The sequence below is a fragment of the Desulfobacter sp. UBA2225 genome, assembly GCF_002348205.1.
Lineage (GTDB): Bacteria > Desulfobacterota > Desulfobacteria > Desulfobacterales > Desulfobacteraceae > Desulfobacter > Desulfobacter postgatei.
Genome location: NZ_DDYV01000276.1, coordinates 1 through 16,435, shown reverse-complemented (window position 1 = coordinate 16,435; position 16,435 = coordinate 1). Strand labels below are relative to the sequence as shown.

16 protein-coding genes and 1 pseudogene are annotated in these 16,435 nt (G+C 47.5%); 8 read left to right on the top strand and 9 right to left on the bottom strand.

Going from position 1 to position 16,435, the window contains the following annotated elements; genetic code table 11:
- From B3D59_RS14265 to B3D59_RS14245, 5 genes and pseudogenes are all read right to left on the bottom strand, one after another.
- A pseudogene (locus B3D59_RS14265) lies at positions 1–468 on the bottom strand (hypothetical protein); the annotation flags it as partial.
- A 201-nt stretch (positions 469–669) separates the two neighbouring features.
- The gene (locus B3D59_RS14260; RefSeq protein WP_286820797.1) at positions 670–936 is read right to left on the bottom strand and encodes a hypothetical protein; all 267 of its coding nucleotides are present in this window, start codon (positions 934–936) and stop codon (positions 670–672) included.
- A gap of 234 nt (positions 937–1,170) precedes the next feature.
- Positions 1,171–2,700 (bottom strand): SDR family oxidoreductase, encoded by a 1,530-nt coding sequence (locus tag B3D59_RS14255; protein WP_286820795.1) that lies wholly within the window; start codon positions 2,698–2,700, stop codon positions 1,171–1,173.
- A 60-nt stretch (positions 2,701–2,760) separates the two neighbouring features.
- A complete protein-coding gene (locus tag B3D59_RS14250) occupies positions 2,761–3,204 on the bottom strand; it encodes a PPC domain-containing DNA-binding protein (RefSeq protein ID WP_286820792.1) in 444 nt (147 codons plus the stop codon).
- 147 nt (positions 3,205–3,351) lie between these two features.
- Positions 3,352–3,783, bottom strand: a complete 432-nt coding sequence (locus B3D59_RS14245; RefSeq protein ID WP_286820790.1) for a flavodoxin domain-containing protein — start codon at positions 3,781–3,783, stop codon at positions 3,352–3,354.
- Positions 3,784–4,058: 275 nt separating this feature from the next.
- On the opposite strand from B3D59_RS14245, the gene rsxC reads away from it, so the two are divergent.
- The 7 genes from rsxC to B3D59_RS14210 are packed head-to-tail and all read left to right on the top strand — an operon-like array spanning position 4,059 to position 9,996.
- A complete protein-coding gene (gene rsxC / locus B3D59_RS14240; RefSeq protein WP_286820783.1) occupies positions 4,059–5,426 on the top strand; it encodes an electron transport complex subunit RsxC in 1,368 nt (455 codons plus the stop codon).
- Positions 5,427–5,464: 38 nt separating this feature from the next.
- Positions 5,465–6,481, top strand: coding sequence for an RnfABCDGE type electron transport complex subunit D (locus B3D59_RS14235; RefSeq protein WP_286820782.1), 1,017 nt, complete (start codon positions 5,465–5,467; stop codon positions 6,479–6,481).
- A gap of 4 nt (positions 6,482–6,485) precedes the next feature.
- The gene (locus tag B3D59_RS14230; RefSeq protein ID WP_286820779.1) at positions 6,486–7,178 is read left to right on the top strand and encodes an FMN-binding protein; all 693 of its coding nucleotides are present in this window, start codon (positions 6,486–6,488) and stop codon (positions 7,176–7,178) included.
- On the top strand, positions 7,178–7,795 hold the full coding sequence (rsxE, locus tag B3D59_RS14225) for an electron transport complex subunit RsxE (protein WP_286820772.1): 618 nt from the start codon (positions 7,178–7,180) through the stop codon (positions 7,793–7,795). The genes B3D59_RS14230 and rsxE overlap by 1 nt, the downstream gene beginning before the upstream one ends.
- Positions 7,796–7,834: 39 nt before the next feature.
- Entirely contained in the window at positions 7,835–8,638 is an 804-nt protein-coding gene (locus B3D59_RS14220) for an electron transport complex protein RnfA (RefSeq protein ID WP_286820771.1), read from the top strand.
- Entirely contained in the window at positions 8,635–9,447 is an 813-nt protein-coding gene (locus B3D59_RS14215; protein WP_286820770.1) for an RnfABCDGE type electron transport complex subunit B, read from the top strand. Before B3D59_RS14220 ends, B3D59_RS14215 begins: the two co-directional genes overlap by 4 nt.
- Positions 9,448–9,456: 9 nt before the next feature.
- Positions 9,457–9,996, top strand: coding sequence for a TIGR00730 family Rossman fold protein (locus B3D59_RS14210; RefSeq protein ID WP_286820769.1), 540 nt, complete (start codon positions 9,457–9,459; stop codon positions 9,994–9,996).
- A 49-nt stretch (positions 9,997–10,045) separates the two neighbouring features.
- Here the strand turns inward: B3D59_RS14210 and B3D59_RS14205 are convergent, their stop codons facing one another.
- Entirely contained in the window at positions 10,046–12,400 is a 2,355-nt protein-coding gene (locus B3D59_RS14205; protein ID WP_286820766.1) for a tetratricopeptide repeat protein, read from the bottom strand.
- A 491-nt stretch (positions 12,401–12,891) separates the two neighbouring features.
- Here B3D59_RS14205 and B3D59_RS14200 point away from each other — a divergent pair, with 491 nt between their 5' ends.
- Positions 12,892–13,671 (top strand): PEP-CTERM sorting domain-containing protein, encoded by a 780-nt coding sequence (locus B3D59_RS14200; RefSeq protein WP_286820762.1) that lies wholly within the window; start codon positions 12,892–12,894, stop codon positions 13,669–13,671.
- A gap of 121 nt (positions 13,672–13,792) precedes the next feature.
- On the opposite strand, the gene B3D59_RS14195 is transcribed toward B3D59_RS14200, so the two are convergent.
- From B3D59_RS14195 to B3D59_RS14185, 3 genes are all read right to left on the bottom strand, one after another.
- Positions 13,793–14,182 carry a type II toxin-antitoxin system VapC family toxin gene (locus B3D59_RS14195; protein ID WP_286820760.1) on the bottom strand — a complete coding sequence of 130 codons (390 nt, stop codon included), beginning with the start codon at positions 14,180–14,182 and terminating at the stop codon, positions 13,793–13,795.
- Positions 14,166–14,432 carry a hypothetical protein gene (locus B3D59_RS14190; RefSeq protein ID WP_286820757.1) on the bottom strand — a complete coding sequence of 89 codons (267 nt, stop codon included), beginning with the start codon at positions 14,430–14,432 and terminating at the stop codon, positions 14,166–14,168. The genes B3D59_RS14195 and B3D59_RS14190 overlap by 17 nt, the downstream gene beginning before the upstream one ends.
- 79 nt (positions 14,433–14,511) lie before the next feature.
- Positions 14,512–16,278, bottom strand: a complete 1,767-nt coding sequence (locus tag B3D59_RS14185; protein WP_286820754.1) for an aminopeptidase P family protein — start codon at positions 16,276–16,278, stop codon at positions 14,512–14,514.
- Positions 16,279–16,435: the final 157 nt, after the last annotated feature.

Sequence of the window (16,435 nt, the reverse complement as noted above, 5' to 3'; positions counted from 1 at the left end):
CGCACCGGGGATCAAGGTTTGCCGCCATGACATGCCGGGGGCGTACGTGAGGGCAACACCCGTAGCGACAAAAAAGGGCGACCACCATGCCGCCGAACAGAACGAGCGGGCAAGAACGATCGTCTGAGTTTTGGTCAAGATGCCGTTTTTACGAAGACGATCACCGAAAACAAACAGCACTGACAGATTGATAATCGATCCGAGCAGGTGGGTGCCGAATGCTGTAACGGCAACAGACCGCTTCCCCTGGGGCAGCGTCTGGCCTTCAATGCCGGTATTTGTCAAGGCAAGGAAAGAGACGGAAACAAACATCGCCAGCAGCGCCAGGTTGGTGGCAAGAATTTTCTGCCAGCCAAGAAACACGCCCCGGAAAGCCGCAAAGGCAACGAGGATGCAGCCGGTTATGAGGAGCAGCAATGACTGGTTGCGTGGACCCTTGCCCAGGGTAGGCCACATGACAACCGGCACAAGCCATCCGAGCAGTGTCGGTAGAGCCAGAATAGAGGGCACGAGAACACTTATAAGATACAGAACAAGCGTCCCAGCGATAATCCACCCGATATACATTTGCATTTTATTGTTTCAACCTGTCTTCAAGGCCGTAACACCATTAGCGCTTACCGGGGAGAGTCAAAACAAATGCAACAATAATTCGAGTTTAGAGCAGCATTAATCAAGTCCCAGATTGTCGTAAAAGTGCCGGCGTTTCATCCTGCGCAGTGCCTTATCTTCTTTGACCAGATAGCAGTATTTGTTGTTTTGGTCATCAACACATTCAAACAGTCCGGTATAATCTTCTATATCTGTAACATCACAGATCCTGGAAACATCATCGTTAAACCGCCGGCATACCGAAACCCAGTCTTCAATTTTCGAGTCTTTTTTGATGGTGATCGCCTTTGATGCCTCATCATATTCCGCCTGGATGGATTTCATGTCAATACCTCCAGATTTTTAAAATTACAGGGTCAAAAAGGCCCTGTTTATAAAATCTATTTTAGCAGAATAACTCTTTTTGTGTAAAATCTAAAATGTACAAGCCTATCGGATTGAGTGTGTTTTTTTATACAAAGCAAGAAAGAAGGGATGTAATCAAGTCATTTGCGAATAAATTTTAAATGAAACCAACCTTGAAAAAGTGCGTAATTTTCAGTTCCAATCCCATCACACTTACATGCGCGGCATTAAATATTCGCGTTCCCTGCTGCGGCCCTGTCTTTCGATGGCCTGGATCAGGCGGGTAAAAATCAGGTAGTGAAAAGGAAGGAAAAAATACCAGTATATATCACCCCAGAGACCGCGAGGTTCAAAGTATGCGGTTACAATGAGGCGGTTCAGGTGCGGGTTTTCAGCTTTGACCGTAAATTCCAGCCAGGCCTGGCCAGGCAGTTTCATCTCGGCCCTTAATAGAAGCCGGCGGTAGGGCTTGATTTTCTCCACACGAAAAAAATCAATCACGTCATTTTCCCATAACTCGGACTGGCTCCGCCGCCCCCGCGACATGCCCACACCGAGAAACAGTCGGTCGATCTCACCCCGCAGATACCACATCCAGTTGTTATGAAACCACCCTTCTTTGCCCCCGATCCGGCAAAAAGCATAGAACAGGGATCTGTCGAGTTTGGGTGAGTCTATCCAGTGTCGGCTGATATAATGGGGCACCCGGGGCAATTCATGCAGCCTTGGAACCAGATTCCCATTGGGCGGATAGGCACAGGACCATCGGCTTTGCATGGTGTCCTCTTCTTCGATTTTCATGGCGCGTTTGACTGCTTCACGAAAGGGAACTGTCTCGAAGGGAATTAGAGCCTGGATCTCCTCATTTCTGCACACCACTTCATTACCAAGTCCTTCCAATAGTGAACGGGTGATTGCGGCCGGCACCGGCGTGACAAAACTGGCCAGAAATGAAAAGGTGTTCAACGGCAATGGGAGTCGGGTAAACCAGCGCCGTTTGCCAAGAATATCGGCCACCACCTTCATCATATTTTCATAGGAAAGGATTTCATTTCCTCCGATATCGAATTCCCGACCACGGGTATTTTCATGTTCCAGGCACCCCACCAGATATTTGATTACATCACGGATGCCGATGGGCTGGCACAGGGTTTTGGCGTAAACCGGCAAACAGATCACCGGTATGCGGTCCACCAGATTTTTGATGATTTCAAAGGAGGCGCTTCCCGAACCGATAATCACGGCCGCCCGGATGACCGTCACCGCCACCGGTCCCTTCATTAACTCTCTCGCAACTTCAAGACGACTCTTCAGGTGTGCGGATAAAAAATCGTTTTTATCCCCCAATCCGCCCAGGTAAATGATGCGTTCAACGCCCTTTTCCCCGGCAGCCAGTCTGAAATTTTTTGCTACAGTCAATTCGAGATTTCCAAATTTTTTGGGCCCCAGAAGCAATGAATGCATCAAATAATAAGCAGTATTCACCTGGTCCATGGCCCGCTTTAAGTCCTCGATACTCAACGCATCGCCTTCCACAATTTCCGCCCCAGGCCAGCGCAGCCCATAAGACTCGCCATGGGATCTGACGAGTACACGGACCCTGTAGCCTCGGGCAATTAACTCGGGTACAATGCGCCCGCCGATATAACCGCCGGCTCCGGTAACGAGAATGAGCCCTTTTCCAGCCACCGGACGGGTGGGTAAATCTTCGCAGAATAATATGGATCGTTGAGGATACGGCATATGGCACCTTTTTGTTTGCTTTAAAGTTTTAAACCGGGCAAGTCAGATTTTTAAAGATATTTATGGGTTGAGCAATTCAAATCCTGTAGTTGGATCCAGTGTACGTACAGCACCCGTATCAATTAATTCAAATAAAACAACCTCTAATATATGCCATGTCTTAACACCTTTTCGGATACATCCGGTTACCGTTGACTCTTTTCTTCCACAAGCTATGTGCATGTGTAATTTGGGTTCCCCTTTTTCATTAGGGAAGATTGTGCCGGTTCCCACTATTTCATTCACATTATTGAGAAGATGTTCCATGGGCGTAATTGATTCTGTTCGCCCATGTTCTGGCCCGACAATTAGCCTGCTGTCTTTATCAACGCCTCCGATGATGGTTAAAGCAGCAGCTTTGATTGCTTTTTCATTAGCAAATTTTTCAATTTCTTCGTGTATGATATCGCCGTCTTCAAGACGAATAATGTATATTCGTCCTTGTTTTGCCTGTGAGTACTTCATGTGTCAATCTTTTTATATTTTTATAAATTCTGGTGTAGTTATTTCTCTGCATCCATATATAAAAGGCTTGCCATTTCAATAGTGGCGCAGCACTCAATTGCATGCTGGTCTTATATATCTGCAGATGAGTGAATTTGTGTCCAAGCACTATATCATGTCTGCAATCTCTTTTCCGTAGGCTTGTGCTGTTTCAACACCGTCCTCAACCCAAGACGCCTTGATCATCAAAGGGCCGGAAGCCATTTTCATCTTAAAAATATAGTTCATTGTATCAAATATTCTTTTATTGGCCTCCCCGCTCCATCCATACGCACCAAAGGCCCCCCCGGGTTTATCCTTGAGCTGTGCACGCTCAGCCATGAATAAAACCTGTTTCATGGAGGGCAGCATTTCCCCGTGATAGGTGGGGGAACCGAAGACATAGGCATCAAACCCTATTAAATCTTCTTCAGTTTCTATTTGTTGAGCAGTTTTAACCTGCACCTGGTGGCCTGCCTGACGAACACCCTCTGCAATTAATTCAGCTATTCCCTTTGTTTCATTAACTCTGGATGTATAAACAATCAGTATGCTTCCCATTTTTTTATCCTTATTTTTTTAGAATTTGAATTTATAAGATTTTAATTGTTTAATTTTTTTGTTTAACTTAACGACCTGGATTGATTATTACATGAAATGTATAATCAAAACCTATAACAAAGTAATATAAAATCATGACGGAGCCAAGAAAAATTAGCCGGGTTTTTAATTTTTGGCTTGATAAAAATTAAAAAGTCTGGAAATCTATAATTTTTTTGTATGGACCTTTTTTAGATATTGTCTATGTGGATTAGAAACAAGGTGTACAGGAATTTATGGGTTTATTAAAATTAAAGGGGTTTCCGGGAACCGGCACTTTCCCCCATGGGGTTCACCCTCCGGATAATAAAGCGTTGTCCGCCAACACGCCTGTCGAAGTGATGGAAACACCCCGGACGGTGACCCTGCCTTTGCTGCAGCATCTTGGGGTGCCCAGCAAGCAGGTTGTTAAATCCGGTGAAACGGTCAGTTACGGGCAGATGGTTGCTAAAGGAGAGGCCTTTGTTTCCGCCTCACTCCATTCGCCCATTGCCGGAAAAGTTAAAAAAAATCTAACAGTGACCCTGCCCAACGGCAGGCGTGTTGACGCCCTCACCATCCAGGCGGAGGGGGAGCAAATCCCCCCGGAAAGAATCTGGGAAGAGGTGAAGTTTACACAATGGCCAAAGGACGGCTTTTCCGATTATGCCCCCATGGATATTGTGAAAAAGATTCAGGAATCCGGTATCGTGGGGTTGGGCGGGGCAGCGTTCCCCACCCATGTCAAGGTGATGCCCAATGATACCCGGGTGATTGATACCATGGTGGTGAACGGGTGTGAGTGCGAGCCATACCTGACCTGTGATTACAGGCTTATGGTTGAGGCACCTGAGGTGATCGTCACCGGCTCGCTTCTGACGGGAAGGGCTGTCTCGGCTAGGGAGGTTGTCATCTGTGTGGAGGACAATAAGCCCGAGGCCATAAGACGTCTTCAGCATGCGGCACAGAAGACAGTGGTGCAGGTTGTCGTACTGAAAACAAAATATCCCCAGGGCAGTGAAAAGCAGCTTGTAAAGGCCGTGGTCGGTCTTGATATTCCGTTAGGCGGTTTGCCGGCTGACGCAGGCGTTGCCGTAAGTAACGTGCAAACCATGGCCACCGTGGCCCGCAGCCTTATCAAGGACGTGCCGCTTACCCACAGGGTGATCACTGTTTCCGGCCGTGGCATCTGCAATCCGAAAAATATTTTTGTGCCCATCGGGGTATCTTTGGCCGAGGTGGTTGACTTCTGCGGTGGCCTGACGCCTGATGCGGCCCGGATCATTTCCGGCGGCCCCATGATGGGGTTTGCATTCTCTGATCTGTCTGCCCCCGTAACCAAAGGCACGTCCGGGCTGACGATTCTTACCCATGACGAGGTCCGCAAGGCGGATGAGACAAATTGCGTGCGCTGCGGGCGATGTGTGGACGCCTGTCCCATGAACCTTGTGCCCACAAAGCTGGCGTTGGCGGCCAGGTATAAGGCTCCTGAGCTTGCTGCCCAATACCATATTCGTGCCTGTGTTGAATGCGGGAGCTGTTCCTATGTATGCCCGGCAAAGCTGAACCTGGTTCAGTTGATTCGTGAGGGCAAGGTCCAGCTGAACGCCTGGGAACGTCGCTGATATAAACAATAAAGATTAATTGATACAAGGAACAAAACGTGTCAAACACAAATAGACAGATAAATTCAGCCCTGTCGTTTGAAGACAGGCCCGGGCGAAAGCCGCCCTTCATAAGCGTGGCTCCGTCTCCGCATATATCAGACAGCAGGGCCGGCACCCGCAGGATGATGATCGATGTGATCCTTGGGCTCTCTCCGGCCATTGCCGTGGCTCTTTATTTATTCCGGTTCTATGCCCTTAAACAGATTCTTGTCTGTGTGGTGGCCTGCCTTGCTGCGGAATATATCTTCGTGCGCATGCGGGGGAAATATTTTACGTTAAAAGATTGCTCCGCCATGGTTACCGGCGTCATTTTAGGTCTTTCCATGCCGGGGGCAGCCCCCTGGTTTGTGGGGGCTTTGGCCTCGGTAGTCGGCATTGGGATCGGCAAAATCGTATTCGGCGGGATCGGGATGAACATATTCAACCCTGCCATGGTGGGACGCGCGTTTGTCATGATTGCCTTTGCCCAGCTCATGGGCGCCGGTGCCTATGAAAATGTGACAGGACTGGTGGATGCCGTGTCCGGTGCGACCCCTTTGAGTGCGTTGAAGTTCAATGGCGTTCAAACCGGTATCGTGCCTTTGTTTATGGGCGTTACCAACGGGTCTGTCGGCGAGGTAAGTGCCATTGCCTGTATTTTAGGGGGGCTGTATCTGATTTACAGAAAAACCGCTTCCTGGCAGATCCCTGCAAGCATTCTGGTGACCGTTGCCATGATCGCCGGGATTACGGACATGGCTGGGGGATATCAAGGTCTGTTCCTACTGCATCATCTGTTTGCAGGCGCACTGATGTTCGGTGCCTTTTTCATTGCCACGGACCCCGTGACCTCTCCGTTAACCCCTAAAGGGAAAGTGATATTCGGTGTGGCTATCGGCTGCCTGATCATGGTGATCCGCTTGTTTTCCGGTTATCCCGAAGGTGTGATGTTTGCCGTACTGATAATGAATGCCATGACTCCGCTGATCAACCGCTGGACTATTCCCCAGCCCATGGGACAAAGGGAGGCCTGATATCATGTCATTGAAAAAAAGTAACCTGGCCCAGGCCTGGCTGGTACTTCTCCTTGCCACCTTGTTCGGTACCGCCCTTGCCGGTATTCAGGCAAAGCTCGGGCCCGTAATTGAGGCGAACAAGATTAAAGAGACCATGGCAAAAATACCCGTGCTGGTGCTTGGAGAGGATCTGGCTGCCGAACTTGCCGCCGAAAACCAGACGCTCACCATCAAATCACGGGTGATTGAAATAAAGCAAAACGGCACCACCAAGTTCTACACAGTGTATGATGTATGGCTGCCTGACGGAAAAATGGTGGGGCATGTGGTCAAAGCAGCCGGCCAGGGCTATGCGGATAAAATTGAATTGCTGCTGGGTCTTGATGCCCAGGGCAAAAGCATTACAGGGCTTTTTGTTCTGGATCAAAAAGAGACACCCGGTCTGGGCGCCAAGATTATGGAAGATGCCTGGCGGGGTCAGTTTAAAGAAAAATCCACGGAAAATACCCTTGCCGTTGTTAAGGGGGGCCGAGGCAAAGAAGACCAGATCGACGCAATTTCCGGTGCTACCATCTCTTCAAGAAGTGTGACCGGTATCGTAAATACCACGATTGCCAATGTGACATCTCAGCTTCAGGTCACTGACGGCCCTGATGATAACAAAAGTCCGGCGGTTCAAAATGAGGAACCCGGTAAAAATAAGGAGCGTTCCTGATGGCTGATCAACCTACAGCTATGGAGAGATTTGTACAGGGGATTCTGCCCGAGAATCCGGTCTACCGGCAGCTTCTTGGGCTGTGTGCCACCCTGGCTGTTACCAACGGCATGAAGCCGGCATTAACCATGGGTGTTTGTGTGGCCTTTGTTCTGGTGTGTGCCAATGTTGTGATCAGCCTGATCCGAAACCTGTTAACGCCCCATCTGCGGATTGTGGTCTTCACCCTCACCATTGCCACCTTTGTAACCGTGGCGGACAGGGTTCTGGCCGCATACATGTTCCAGATGAGTAAAACCCTTGGCCCATATATCCCTTTGATCATCGTGAACTGTATTATCATCTGCCGGTGTGAGGTGTGTGCATCCAAGCAGAATGTGGTTATTGCAGCGGCTGATGCCCTGGGTCAGTCCATCGGGTTCGGCCTGGCGCTGGCCAGTATTGCCGCTATCCGTGAGATTTTAGGCACTGGCATGCTGATGGGATTCAGGGTCCTGCCGGCTTTTTGGCCGGACTGGGTCATCATGGTACTTCCCCCCGGTGCATTTATTACACTGGGTCTGCTGCTGGGGCTGGTGAATTATATCGATTTTAAGCGAGAAGAAGCCCGTAAATAAACTTAGATGAAAATTTATTAAATAATTGAGGCGAGTCTAATGGACTATTTTGTGGATATCCTGCTGATTGCCCTGTCAGCATCGATAATTAACAACTTTATATTTTATTATTTTGTGGGCATCTGTCCGTTTGTGGGCGTATCCAAAAAGGTCGAAATGGCCTTTGGCATGGGATGTGCCGTAACCTTTGTCATGAGTATTGCCGCGTTTCTCTCCTGGAGTATCACGGTGTTTATACTGATCCCCGGCGCACCGGTGTCAACCTTTATTGCCGGTTTTTTTACCACGCCTGAAGCAGCCGCGCAAATTGACCTGACGGTGCTCAGTTACATTGTCTATATTTTTGCCATTGCTTCTTCGGTTCAATTTGTAGAGATGTATGTTAGAAAATTTTTCCCACCCCTTTACCGGTCTTTCGGGGTGTTTCTGCCGTTGATAACCACCAATTGCGCCATCCTCTTTGCCTGCCTGACCATCATGAGCCATGTGGCGGGCGTTGATAATCCCAAAGAGGTGTGGGACTTGGGCAAAGCCATGACCCTGGCACTTTTTGGCGGATTGGGATTCACCATTGCCATCGTAATTATGGCGGGTATCCGGGAGGAACTGGAGCTTTGCGATATCCCCAGGCCCTTTAAAGGGGCGGCCATTACCCTGGTCATCGGTGGGATTCTGGCCATTGCCTTCATGGGATTCACCGGGGTGGATTCAGGTATCAAGAACGCGCTGAAACCTGTGCCTGAGGTCCAGGAACAAAGTTCCGAAGCAAGCCGCAGCACGTTCACTGAATATTTAGCTGATATAACCTGTAAGGGCCATAACGGCGAGGAGATTCTGTCATGATGGTTTCACTGGGTATCGCCGGCGCAAGTATGCTGGTCATGGCTATTATTTTTTCCTATATCCTGGGATGGGCTAATAAAAAATTTAAAGTTGTCGTGGATCCTAAAATTGAAGAGGTGACACAGGCGCTCCCCGGAGCCAACTGCGGCGGATGCGGCTACTTAGGCTGTTCCGACTATGCCCTGGCTATTGTCGCGGACAATGATCCTGTGAATAAATGCACGGTGGGCGGGGAGGCCTGCGCCAAAGCGATTGCCGATCTCATGGGTGTTGAAGTCGGCGATATGGTGCCTTTGCATGCCATCGTTCATTGCAACGCGCCGTTGTCCAGTCGTTTAGGGCGTACCCGATACATGGGTGAAAAGCGGTGCGCGTCTGCCCAGCAGGTGGCAGGCGTTCAGGGCTGCACCTTTGGATGTCTTGGGTATGGTGACTGTGTTGAGGTCTGCAATTACGACGCCATCCATATCGTAGACGGACTTGCCCGGGTGGACTATGAAAAATGTATTGGTTGCGGTGCCTGCACCAAGGCCTGCCCCAGGGGTATTATCTCCATTGAAGGATTCAGGCAAAAGGCAATACCTGTGGTTGCCTGCTCCAATAAAGACAAGGCAAAGGATGCCAAAGCCGTGTGCAACAATGCATGTGTAGGGTGCAAAGCCTGTGCAAAGGAGTCTGACCTCTTCACTATTTCGGACAACCTGTCTAAATGCAATTATGATGGCTATTCACCCCTAAAATATGAAGAAGTAATGAAGGCCATTGAAAAGTGCCCCACCGGATGCATCCAGTTTATGGGATCCCGGTAGAATTAAGAAATGAAAAAAATATGTGTGTACTGCGGCTCAAGTGACGGGGTCCGCCCTGAATACTCACGGGCCGCAGCAACCCTCGGGCATGCCATGCTGGAAAAAAGTCTTGACCTTGTTTACGGCGGCGCCAGTGTCGGACTCATGGGCAAGCTGGCTGACACTGTTCTCCAAGGTGGTGGCCGGGTCACGGGGATCATACCTGAACCCCTGGTAAACCGGGAAATAACCCATGCCGGCTTAACAGAACTTGTGGTTGTAGCGTCCATGCATGAAAGAAAATCCATGATGGCTGATCTGTCCGACGGGTTTATTGCACTTCCCGGCGGTATCGGCACCATGGATGAACTTTTCGAAATACTGACCTGGTCCCACCTCGGGATTCACAAAAAACCATGTGCGTTACTCAACGTGGCCGGGTATTATGACCATCTGAATGCGTTTATGCAGCATGGCGTCAACCAGGGGTTCATCAGAAAAGCGACAGCGGCAAAACTTATTATCAACGATGACCCCAGGCAGTTGCTGGATCTGTTCATCAAAAGTTAAGATAAATTCAAAAACCACGAAGTTCACGAAGTTAGAGAGAATATCATGACTATTCTCCTAAAACATCTCTGGCCTTTTCTGCACCCTTAAAATCCGGATTCAGTTCCAAGGCCTTTTTCATATGGGCCCTGGCTTTTTCAAACTGATGTTTGTCATAATAGGCCCAGCCCAGATGGTAATTGGCGATAGGGCTTTGGGGATTGATTTTCACACTCTCTTCCAGGAGCGGAAGGGCCAGCTCATAGCTTCCCTGGAGATAATAGATCCAACCCAGGGTGTCCAGAAAATCAGGGTTGTTGGGTTCCTTGTCCCGGGCTATCTTTGCCAGCCGTAGTGCCTCATACATGGAGGAGTTGGTTTCAGCCAGGATAAAGGCCAGGTTGTTGGCAGCCGGTGCATAGTCGTCTTTGATCGCAAGGGCCTGTTCCAGATATGCTTTGGCTTTTTTAAGATCCCCCCGGGCTTTGTAAATCCGGCTTAAATTAAGGTAGGTAGGCAGGTATTCCTTATTCAATTCCAAAAGCTTTTCATAGTATTGTATTGCGCCGTCCGTATCTTTTTTCAACTCACGGATGACGGCAAGCTGCTCCCAGGGCGCGGAAAGATCCGGCTTTCTTTTAACAGCCTGTTCAAACCGGTTTTCAGCCATGTCGATTTTTCCGGTGGTCATGTATATCCTGCCCTGGATCAGGTCTATGATGGCAAGGGTGGGGCTGTCTTCAGGTAAGTTTTTGCGATGATTGTCGCAGGCCGCCAGGGCCTTGTCCTCTTGTTTTTTCTGCATGTGGACACTGACCTTGTAGTACAGGGCGTCCATCTGGTCCGGGTTTATTTCCAGTGCCCGGTCAAAGGTCTTAAGGGCCTGCTCTGTTTTTTTCATTCCGTTCAGGGCCAGCCCAAGGGATACATAACCTGCGGCAAAGTCGGGCTGCAGTTCAAGAACAAATTGATAGATTTTTTCAGCACCGTCAAGGTCTTGTTCCAGGATTTTAAGTTTTCCTGCAAAAACAAGGGCCTGTATGTTTTTGGGTTCCCGTTTAAGGATATAAATAATATGGCGCTTGGCCTCCAATGTTTCCTTGTTCTCAAGTAGGATGTCAATCAGCACAAGCCTTGCTGCTGTGTGGTTCGGGTCGATTTCCAGGACTTCGTTTAACTCGTCGGTTGCCAGTTTGCGTTCCCATGATTCGCTGGTTTTATGCCCGGCCGCCACCCGGAATAGATCCTGACCCGGCAGGTCGGATTTTCCCTTGTCCAGAAGGCAGCGTGCCCTAAAATATCTTGCCATGGCATGCCTCGGGCTGTTTTTTATTACAGCCTCAAAACATTTGAAGGCCTCGGAAAATTCCTTGCGGTTAAAGTACAGTCGGCCCTTAATGAAGTTGGCCTGCACATGATCCTTGTTTTTTGCCAGGATACCGTCAACAATGGATTCTGCTTTTTCATAATCTTTTTCCAGAAAAGAAAGCAGGGCAGTTTGGGACATGATGTCCAGATTTTCCGGATCCAGAGCAAGTGCCCTGTTAAATATTTCCAGGGCCTTGGTGTTTTCTTTCTGCCGGGCATAAAAATTGCCCAGGTTTGACAGGGCCACGGGATTTTCAGAATTATTCAGAGTGGCTTCCATCAATTTTTTTTCCGCTTCTTCTATTTTGCCTTCGCTTTCCAGATAACGGGCCAGATCCGCACTTTTCTGCATCTGGTCTCCCGGGACCTTGACCCACCTGCTGATCAATGGTTCGATTTTCTCAATCTCCCCTTTTTTCCGGTAAAGGGCGGCCAGCTCCATATAGGGTTTGCGCTGGGTTTCATCCAGTTCAATGGCTTTAAGATAGTGGGGCTCAGCCTCTTCCAGACGGTTGGAAGCGAACAGAAGGTGGGCCAGGAAAAGATGGGTCTTGGGATTGGACCCATCAATGTCAATGGCCTTCTCCACGGTCTTTAACGCCAGATCCATGTTTCGTTCCTGGATCTGGATGGTGGCCAACAAATGCATAGCCTCTATGTTTTCAGGATGTTTTTCCAGGATTTCACCGGCGGTTTTCCTGGCCTTTTTGGTTTCCTTGGCCAGAAGCAGGATCTGGCCAAGCCGCAGCTTGGCCTGGAGATTGTCCGGGTTCAGGAGAACGGCCTGGTGAAAGGCTGCGGCTGCCTTTACCGGGTCCTGGAGATGAACATAGGTTTCCCCCAGGTCACACTGGGCCTTGTCATTTTTCGGTTCCAGTTGAATCACATTCTGAAATTCTATCTTTGCCTTTTCATACTCCTGGGCGGCAAAGTAATTCTTCGCAGCTTCATAGTGTCTTTCTGCCTCATCCTGGGGAGATGAGCAGGAAAAGAGAAAAAATAAAAAACAAAGGCCAAAGAAAAATGGGGAAATGTAATTGGTCAAAGATGTTTTCATGGAAATACCTGTATATGTGGTTCTTTGCCGGGATAAGGTAGTATAATATTCGTTTTGGATAAAAATTTAAGATGCCCAGCATAATAAAATCAAACATGGTCGCTACATTAAAGATTAAATTTTTACCATATATACAATATCCAGGCAAACGCTATTCTTTGACACTTCTATGCTGTTATGTATGGCTCTTTTTTTACTTGTTGTTGCCGGGCCTTGGTAAGAATGAACGTTTTCTATGGTTTTGTGTAATTAATTCCACAAAACCATAGACTTTTTTTCACAATATATGTTTTCTTTTCCTGTGCGCTTGATGTAAAAATTAGGGGAAGGTTAAAAAAAATATTTGATTCATGGTGTAATCCCTATAAAATAGGCACGTTTGCTTTTTGAAAAACAATAATATTATTTGTGGTATGTAAATTGCTTTTAATTACGATCAATATAGATAAAAAAAATGGTCATAAAGGCTTTTATTCGATTTGGAGAAATGAATGATGAAAAAATTGCTTACACTGCTTTTATACGGAGCATTGGTATTTGTTTTGACTGGCGTTTGTTTTGGGGCTGACTATTATACAGTTACCACGAATAGTTTGAATAGTTTGGACCATAGTTCGGCGTACTCTTGGGAATTTAATTTGGGATCTGTGGGGTACAATCAAGCCACAGAAGATATAAGCAAAATTGAACTTACCTTCAAGAATATCCGCAACTATAATAATTATGCAAATAAGTTATTTTTATCGGTTCTCGATAGTCCCGACGGTGTAAGAGATTGGGACAATAGTGCTGTTTTGCAACATAATACCGTTGACGGTTATTATGACAATAACAACAACTACTGGATAAATTACTTCGTTACGACTGCTCAGTCTAAATCTAATGTTGGCAATGTGAGTCAGTTGCTTTCAATATCCAATCTTGACATAACACCAAATGATATAACCGTAACATTTGATATATTAACCAATTCAGTAAGCGTTGCTGGAGTCGATGACGCAATTGAGCAAAATGTTAGACGGACTTCATACTCTCTTTCAAATACGGCGGCCGCAAATCTTTCTGCTTGGGCTCAGGATGGAATTTTTGAACTTGGATTCGACCCAGACTGTCATTTTTATGCAAGCGGTGTTAGCCTTAAAATTTATACGACTACAACTCCACCTGGTCAGACTGGTGCGGTTCCCGAGCCCGAAACCTTGGTTCTCTTTGGCTTTGGCCTTCTGGGCCTTAGTGCTTTTGGACGAAAACGATTCAGTTCAATGGGTTAGAATTCAAGCCTAAAATTTATGAAGATCTAAGGCAGGCTGTATGTGTTTCATGCAGCCTGTTTTCTTTCTATTTAAAACCATGAAGCTCATGAAGAAGATACTGGAAAGTCATAATGACCGTTTACAAGGTTATTTGAACAATTCCCGGGATATTGTTGAAATGGGCGTCAAATGAGACCAGTTTCGTACCTTTTTCCAAAGCAGCGGCCGCTATCCAGACATCATTGGTGGGAATCGGTGTCCCTTGTTTTCTTAGGATTTTTATCAGACTACCATATCTGTCTGCTATTTCCTTATCTATATCGATGATGATAACACCGGGCATATTTATAAATGTTGCCAGTTCTTCCAAATTCCGCTTTAGCCGTGAACCTAAATAAAATCCAGCGTATAATTCGCCCAGGACAATAGTTGGAATCAATAATTCATCGCAGGTTTCCAATAGTTGAGTAATCTGTTCATCCCCTTTTTTAAAGGCTGAATATATGTTTGTGTCAATGCAGATTTTCATTTTCCCAGATTTCCCAGTCGATTTTGTCAAATTGAGCTGTATTTTTTTTAAACTCTTCTGATTCTCTGTCACTCCAAGTTCCGGCTAATTGGGAAAGATTCCTTTTTTTATTGGAATCCTGTGAAACACCTAGCGCCTTTTCCAGCAATTCAATAATCGTTTTATTGATACTTTGCTTCTGTTCCTTTGATAGCTGACGGATAAGCGCATCGACATTTTCCGGTATTTGCCGCAAAGTTATTTGACTCATTTGTGTGCCTCCATGACATCTTTTTATGATATCACTATTGTCGGGCGATTGCGTTGAAAAATCAAGTTTCACATATATCTTAAAGGCTTTTCGTTTTCTCCTTGAGCCACTGCCGGACCGGCGCGTCCAGTCCCGGCGCCAGCCGGTCATAAACCATCTGGTGATACCCATTGACCCAGTTTGTTTCCGGCGAACTCAGCAAGGTTTTATCTATAAGGCTGCGTTCAAAATGGCAGATAGTCATGTTTTCAAACTTTAAAAAACTGCCGAACTGCGTCTCCCTGTCCTTGACCACCAGCACCATATTTTCAAGCCGGATTCCGTACCGGCCTTCCCGGTAAAGTCCCGGTTCGTTGGTCAACAGCATGCCGGGGGCAAGCGCGATATCCACGGGAAGGGTGCTTAATCGTGCCGGACCTTCGTGCACACACAGGAAAAATCCCACCCCGTGGCCTGTGCCGTGGCCGAAGTCAAGTCCCTGCTGCCATAAGTGCCGACGCGCCATTGCATCTATCTGGTATCCTCTGGCAGTGGCGGGAAAGCGTGCCGTTGCAACGGCAATATGGGCTTTAAGTACCAGGGTGTAATCTTGAATTTCCTGATTTGTCGGCCTTCCTAAATGCACGGTGCGTGTAATATCCGTGGTGCCGGTCAGGTAATTGCCCCCGGAATCAGTCAGAAACATGGCATCAGGACTTAGGGGCAGATTCGTATCAGGATCAGCACTGTAATGGCAGATGGCTGAATGTTCCCTAAACGCCATAATGGCGTCAAAGGAGGGGTGAACAAAGGCGTCCTGTTCTTTGCGAAAGTGTAAGAGCTGTTCTGCGGTTGACATTTCAGTTTTGGGTGTGTCGCTTGTGTCAAGCCAGTGCAGGAAATTGACCACGGCCCGGCCGTCTTTGACGGCAGTATCACGGATATGGGATATTTCAATTTTATTTTTCAGGCATTTAAACTTTGTCGAAGGGTTTGGCGCCTCAATAATATCCGAGCGCATCTTTACGGCCTGGTAAATAAAATCTGAAACTTTTTCTGGGTCAAGCAGTACCTTGGATTTCTTATTCAGCTTATGAACTGTTTCATAAAAAGCGTCGTAGTCAAATAATGCAACGCCATCGGCTTCAAGGGTTGCCTCAAGTGCCGTATTGATTTTGGTAGGATCAATGAACAGACGGATTTTATCCATAGTCATCAGGGCAAATGCCAGATTCACCGGATTGGTATGAATATCCTCACCCCTGAGATTAAAGGTCCAGGCAATGTCATCTAAGGCAGCCAGCACATGGCAGTCCGCATTGTAATCTGCCATTTTTTTGCGTATACGAGAAAATTTTTCTTTCCGGGTTTCACCGGCATAGACGGCATCCAGTTCAAAGGCCGGGGTCCGTGGCCTTGTCGGCCTTTCTTGCCACAGATCGGAAATCAGATCCATGGTCGTCTCCACGACAATACCCTTTTGTGAAAATTGTTTTTTCAGACTGCCGGCCTGGGCCGCAGATACAATTTTTCCATCCATGGCAATGCGGTCATTGGCGGATAAGGTATCGGTCAGCCATTTGTCAAAGGCCGGCACACCTGTCTCCCCCTGCTTGAACAGGTCAAAACCATTCAGTTGGGTTGCGGCCTGGATCCAGTAGCGGAAATCCGTCCACATCCCGGCCTTTGTTTTTGTCACCACAGCCGTACCCGCAGAACCGGAAAATCCGGTCAGCCATTTCAGGGCCTGCCAGTGCCCGGCCAGGTATTCGCTTTGATGGGGATCTGCATTTGGAATGATTACGGCACTCACTCCAGCCTCATCCATTTTTCTGCGCAGGGCGTAAAGTTTGTTTTGTGTGTTCAATTATTCTATTGGCTCCTTCTTACATTCCCAAGTATACTTTTTTAACTTCTTCGTTGCCCAGAAGTTTTTCTCCTTTCCCCATGATCTTTATTATAACGATAGCATTGGTACTGTCAATCAAGCCTCGCGCGCACACAGGGCAAACGCATTTAAATTG

Excerpts from the sequence above, each read along its gene's own strand:
- B3D59_RS14260 (WP_286820797.1), bottom strand. The coding sequence starts at position 936 with ATGAAATCCATCCAGGCGGAATATGATGAGGCATCAAAGGCGATCACC.
- B3D59_RS14255 (WP_286820795.1), bottom strand. The coding sequence starts at position 2,700 with ATGCCGTATCCTCAACGATCCATATTATTCTGCGAAGATTTACCCACC.
- B3D59_RS14250 (WP_286820792.1), bottom strand. The coding sequence starts at position 3,204 with ATGAAGTACTCACAGGCAAAACAAGGACGAATATACATTATTCGTCTT.
- B3D59_RS14245 (WP_286820790.1), bottom strand. The coding sequence starts at position 3,783 with ATGGGAAGCATACTGATTGTTTATACATCCAGAGTTAATGAAACAAAG.
- rsxC (WP_286820783.1), top strand. The coding sequence starts at position 4,059 with ATGGGTTTATTAAAATTAAAGGGGTTTCCGGGAACCGGCACTTTCCCC.
- B3D59_RS14230 (WP_286820779.1), top strand. The coding sequence starts at position 6,486 with ATGTCATTGAAAAAAAGTAACCTGGCCCAGGCCTGGCTGGTACTTCTC.
- rsxE (WP_286820772.1), top strand. The coding sequence starts at position 7,178 with ATGGCTGATCAACCTACAGCTATGGAGAGATTTGTACAGGGGATTCTG.
- B3D59_RS14220 (WP_286820771.1), top strand. The coding sequence starts at position 7,835 with ATGGACTATTTTGTGGATATCCTGCTGATTGCCCTGTCAGCATCGATA.
- B3D59_RS14215 (WP_286820770.1), top strand. The coding sequence starts at position 8,635 with ATGATGGTTTCACTGGGTATCGCCGGCGCAAGTATGCTGGTCATGGCT.
- B3D59_RS14210 (WP_286820769.1), top strand. The coding sequence starts at position 9,457 with ATGAAAAAAATATGTGTGTACTGCGGCTCAAGTGACGGGGTCCGCCCT.
- B3D59_RS14205 (WP_286820766.1), bottom strand. The coding sequence starts at position 12,400 with ATGAAAACATCTTTGACCAATTACATTTCCCCATTTTTCTTTGGCCTT.
- B3D59_RS14200 (WP_286820762.1), top strand. The coding sequence starts at position 12,892 with ATGATGAAAAAATTGCTTACACTGCTTTTATACGGAGCATTGGTATTT.
- B3D59_RS14195 (WP_286820760.1), bottom strand. The coding sequence starts at position 14,182 with ATGAAAATCTGCATTGACACAAACATATATTCAGCCTTTAAAAAAGGG.
- B3D59_RS14190 (WP_286820757.1), bottom strand. The coding sequence starts at position 14,432 with ATGAGTCAAATAACTTTGCGGCAAATACCGGAAAATGTCGATGCGCTT.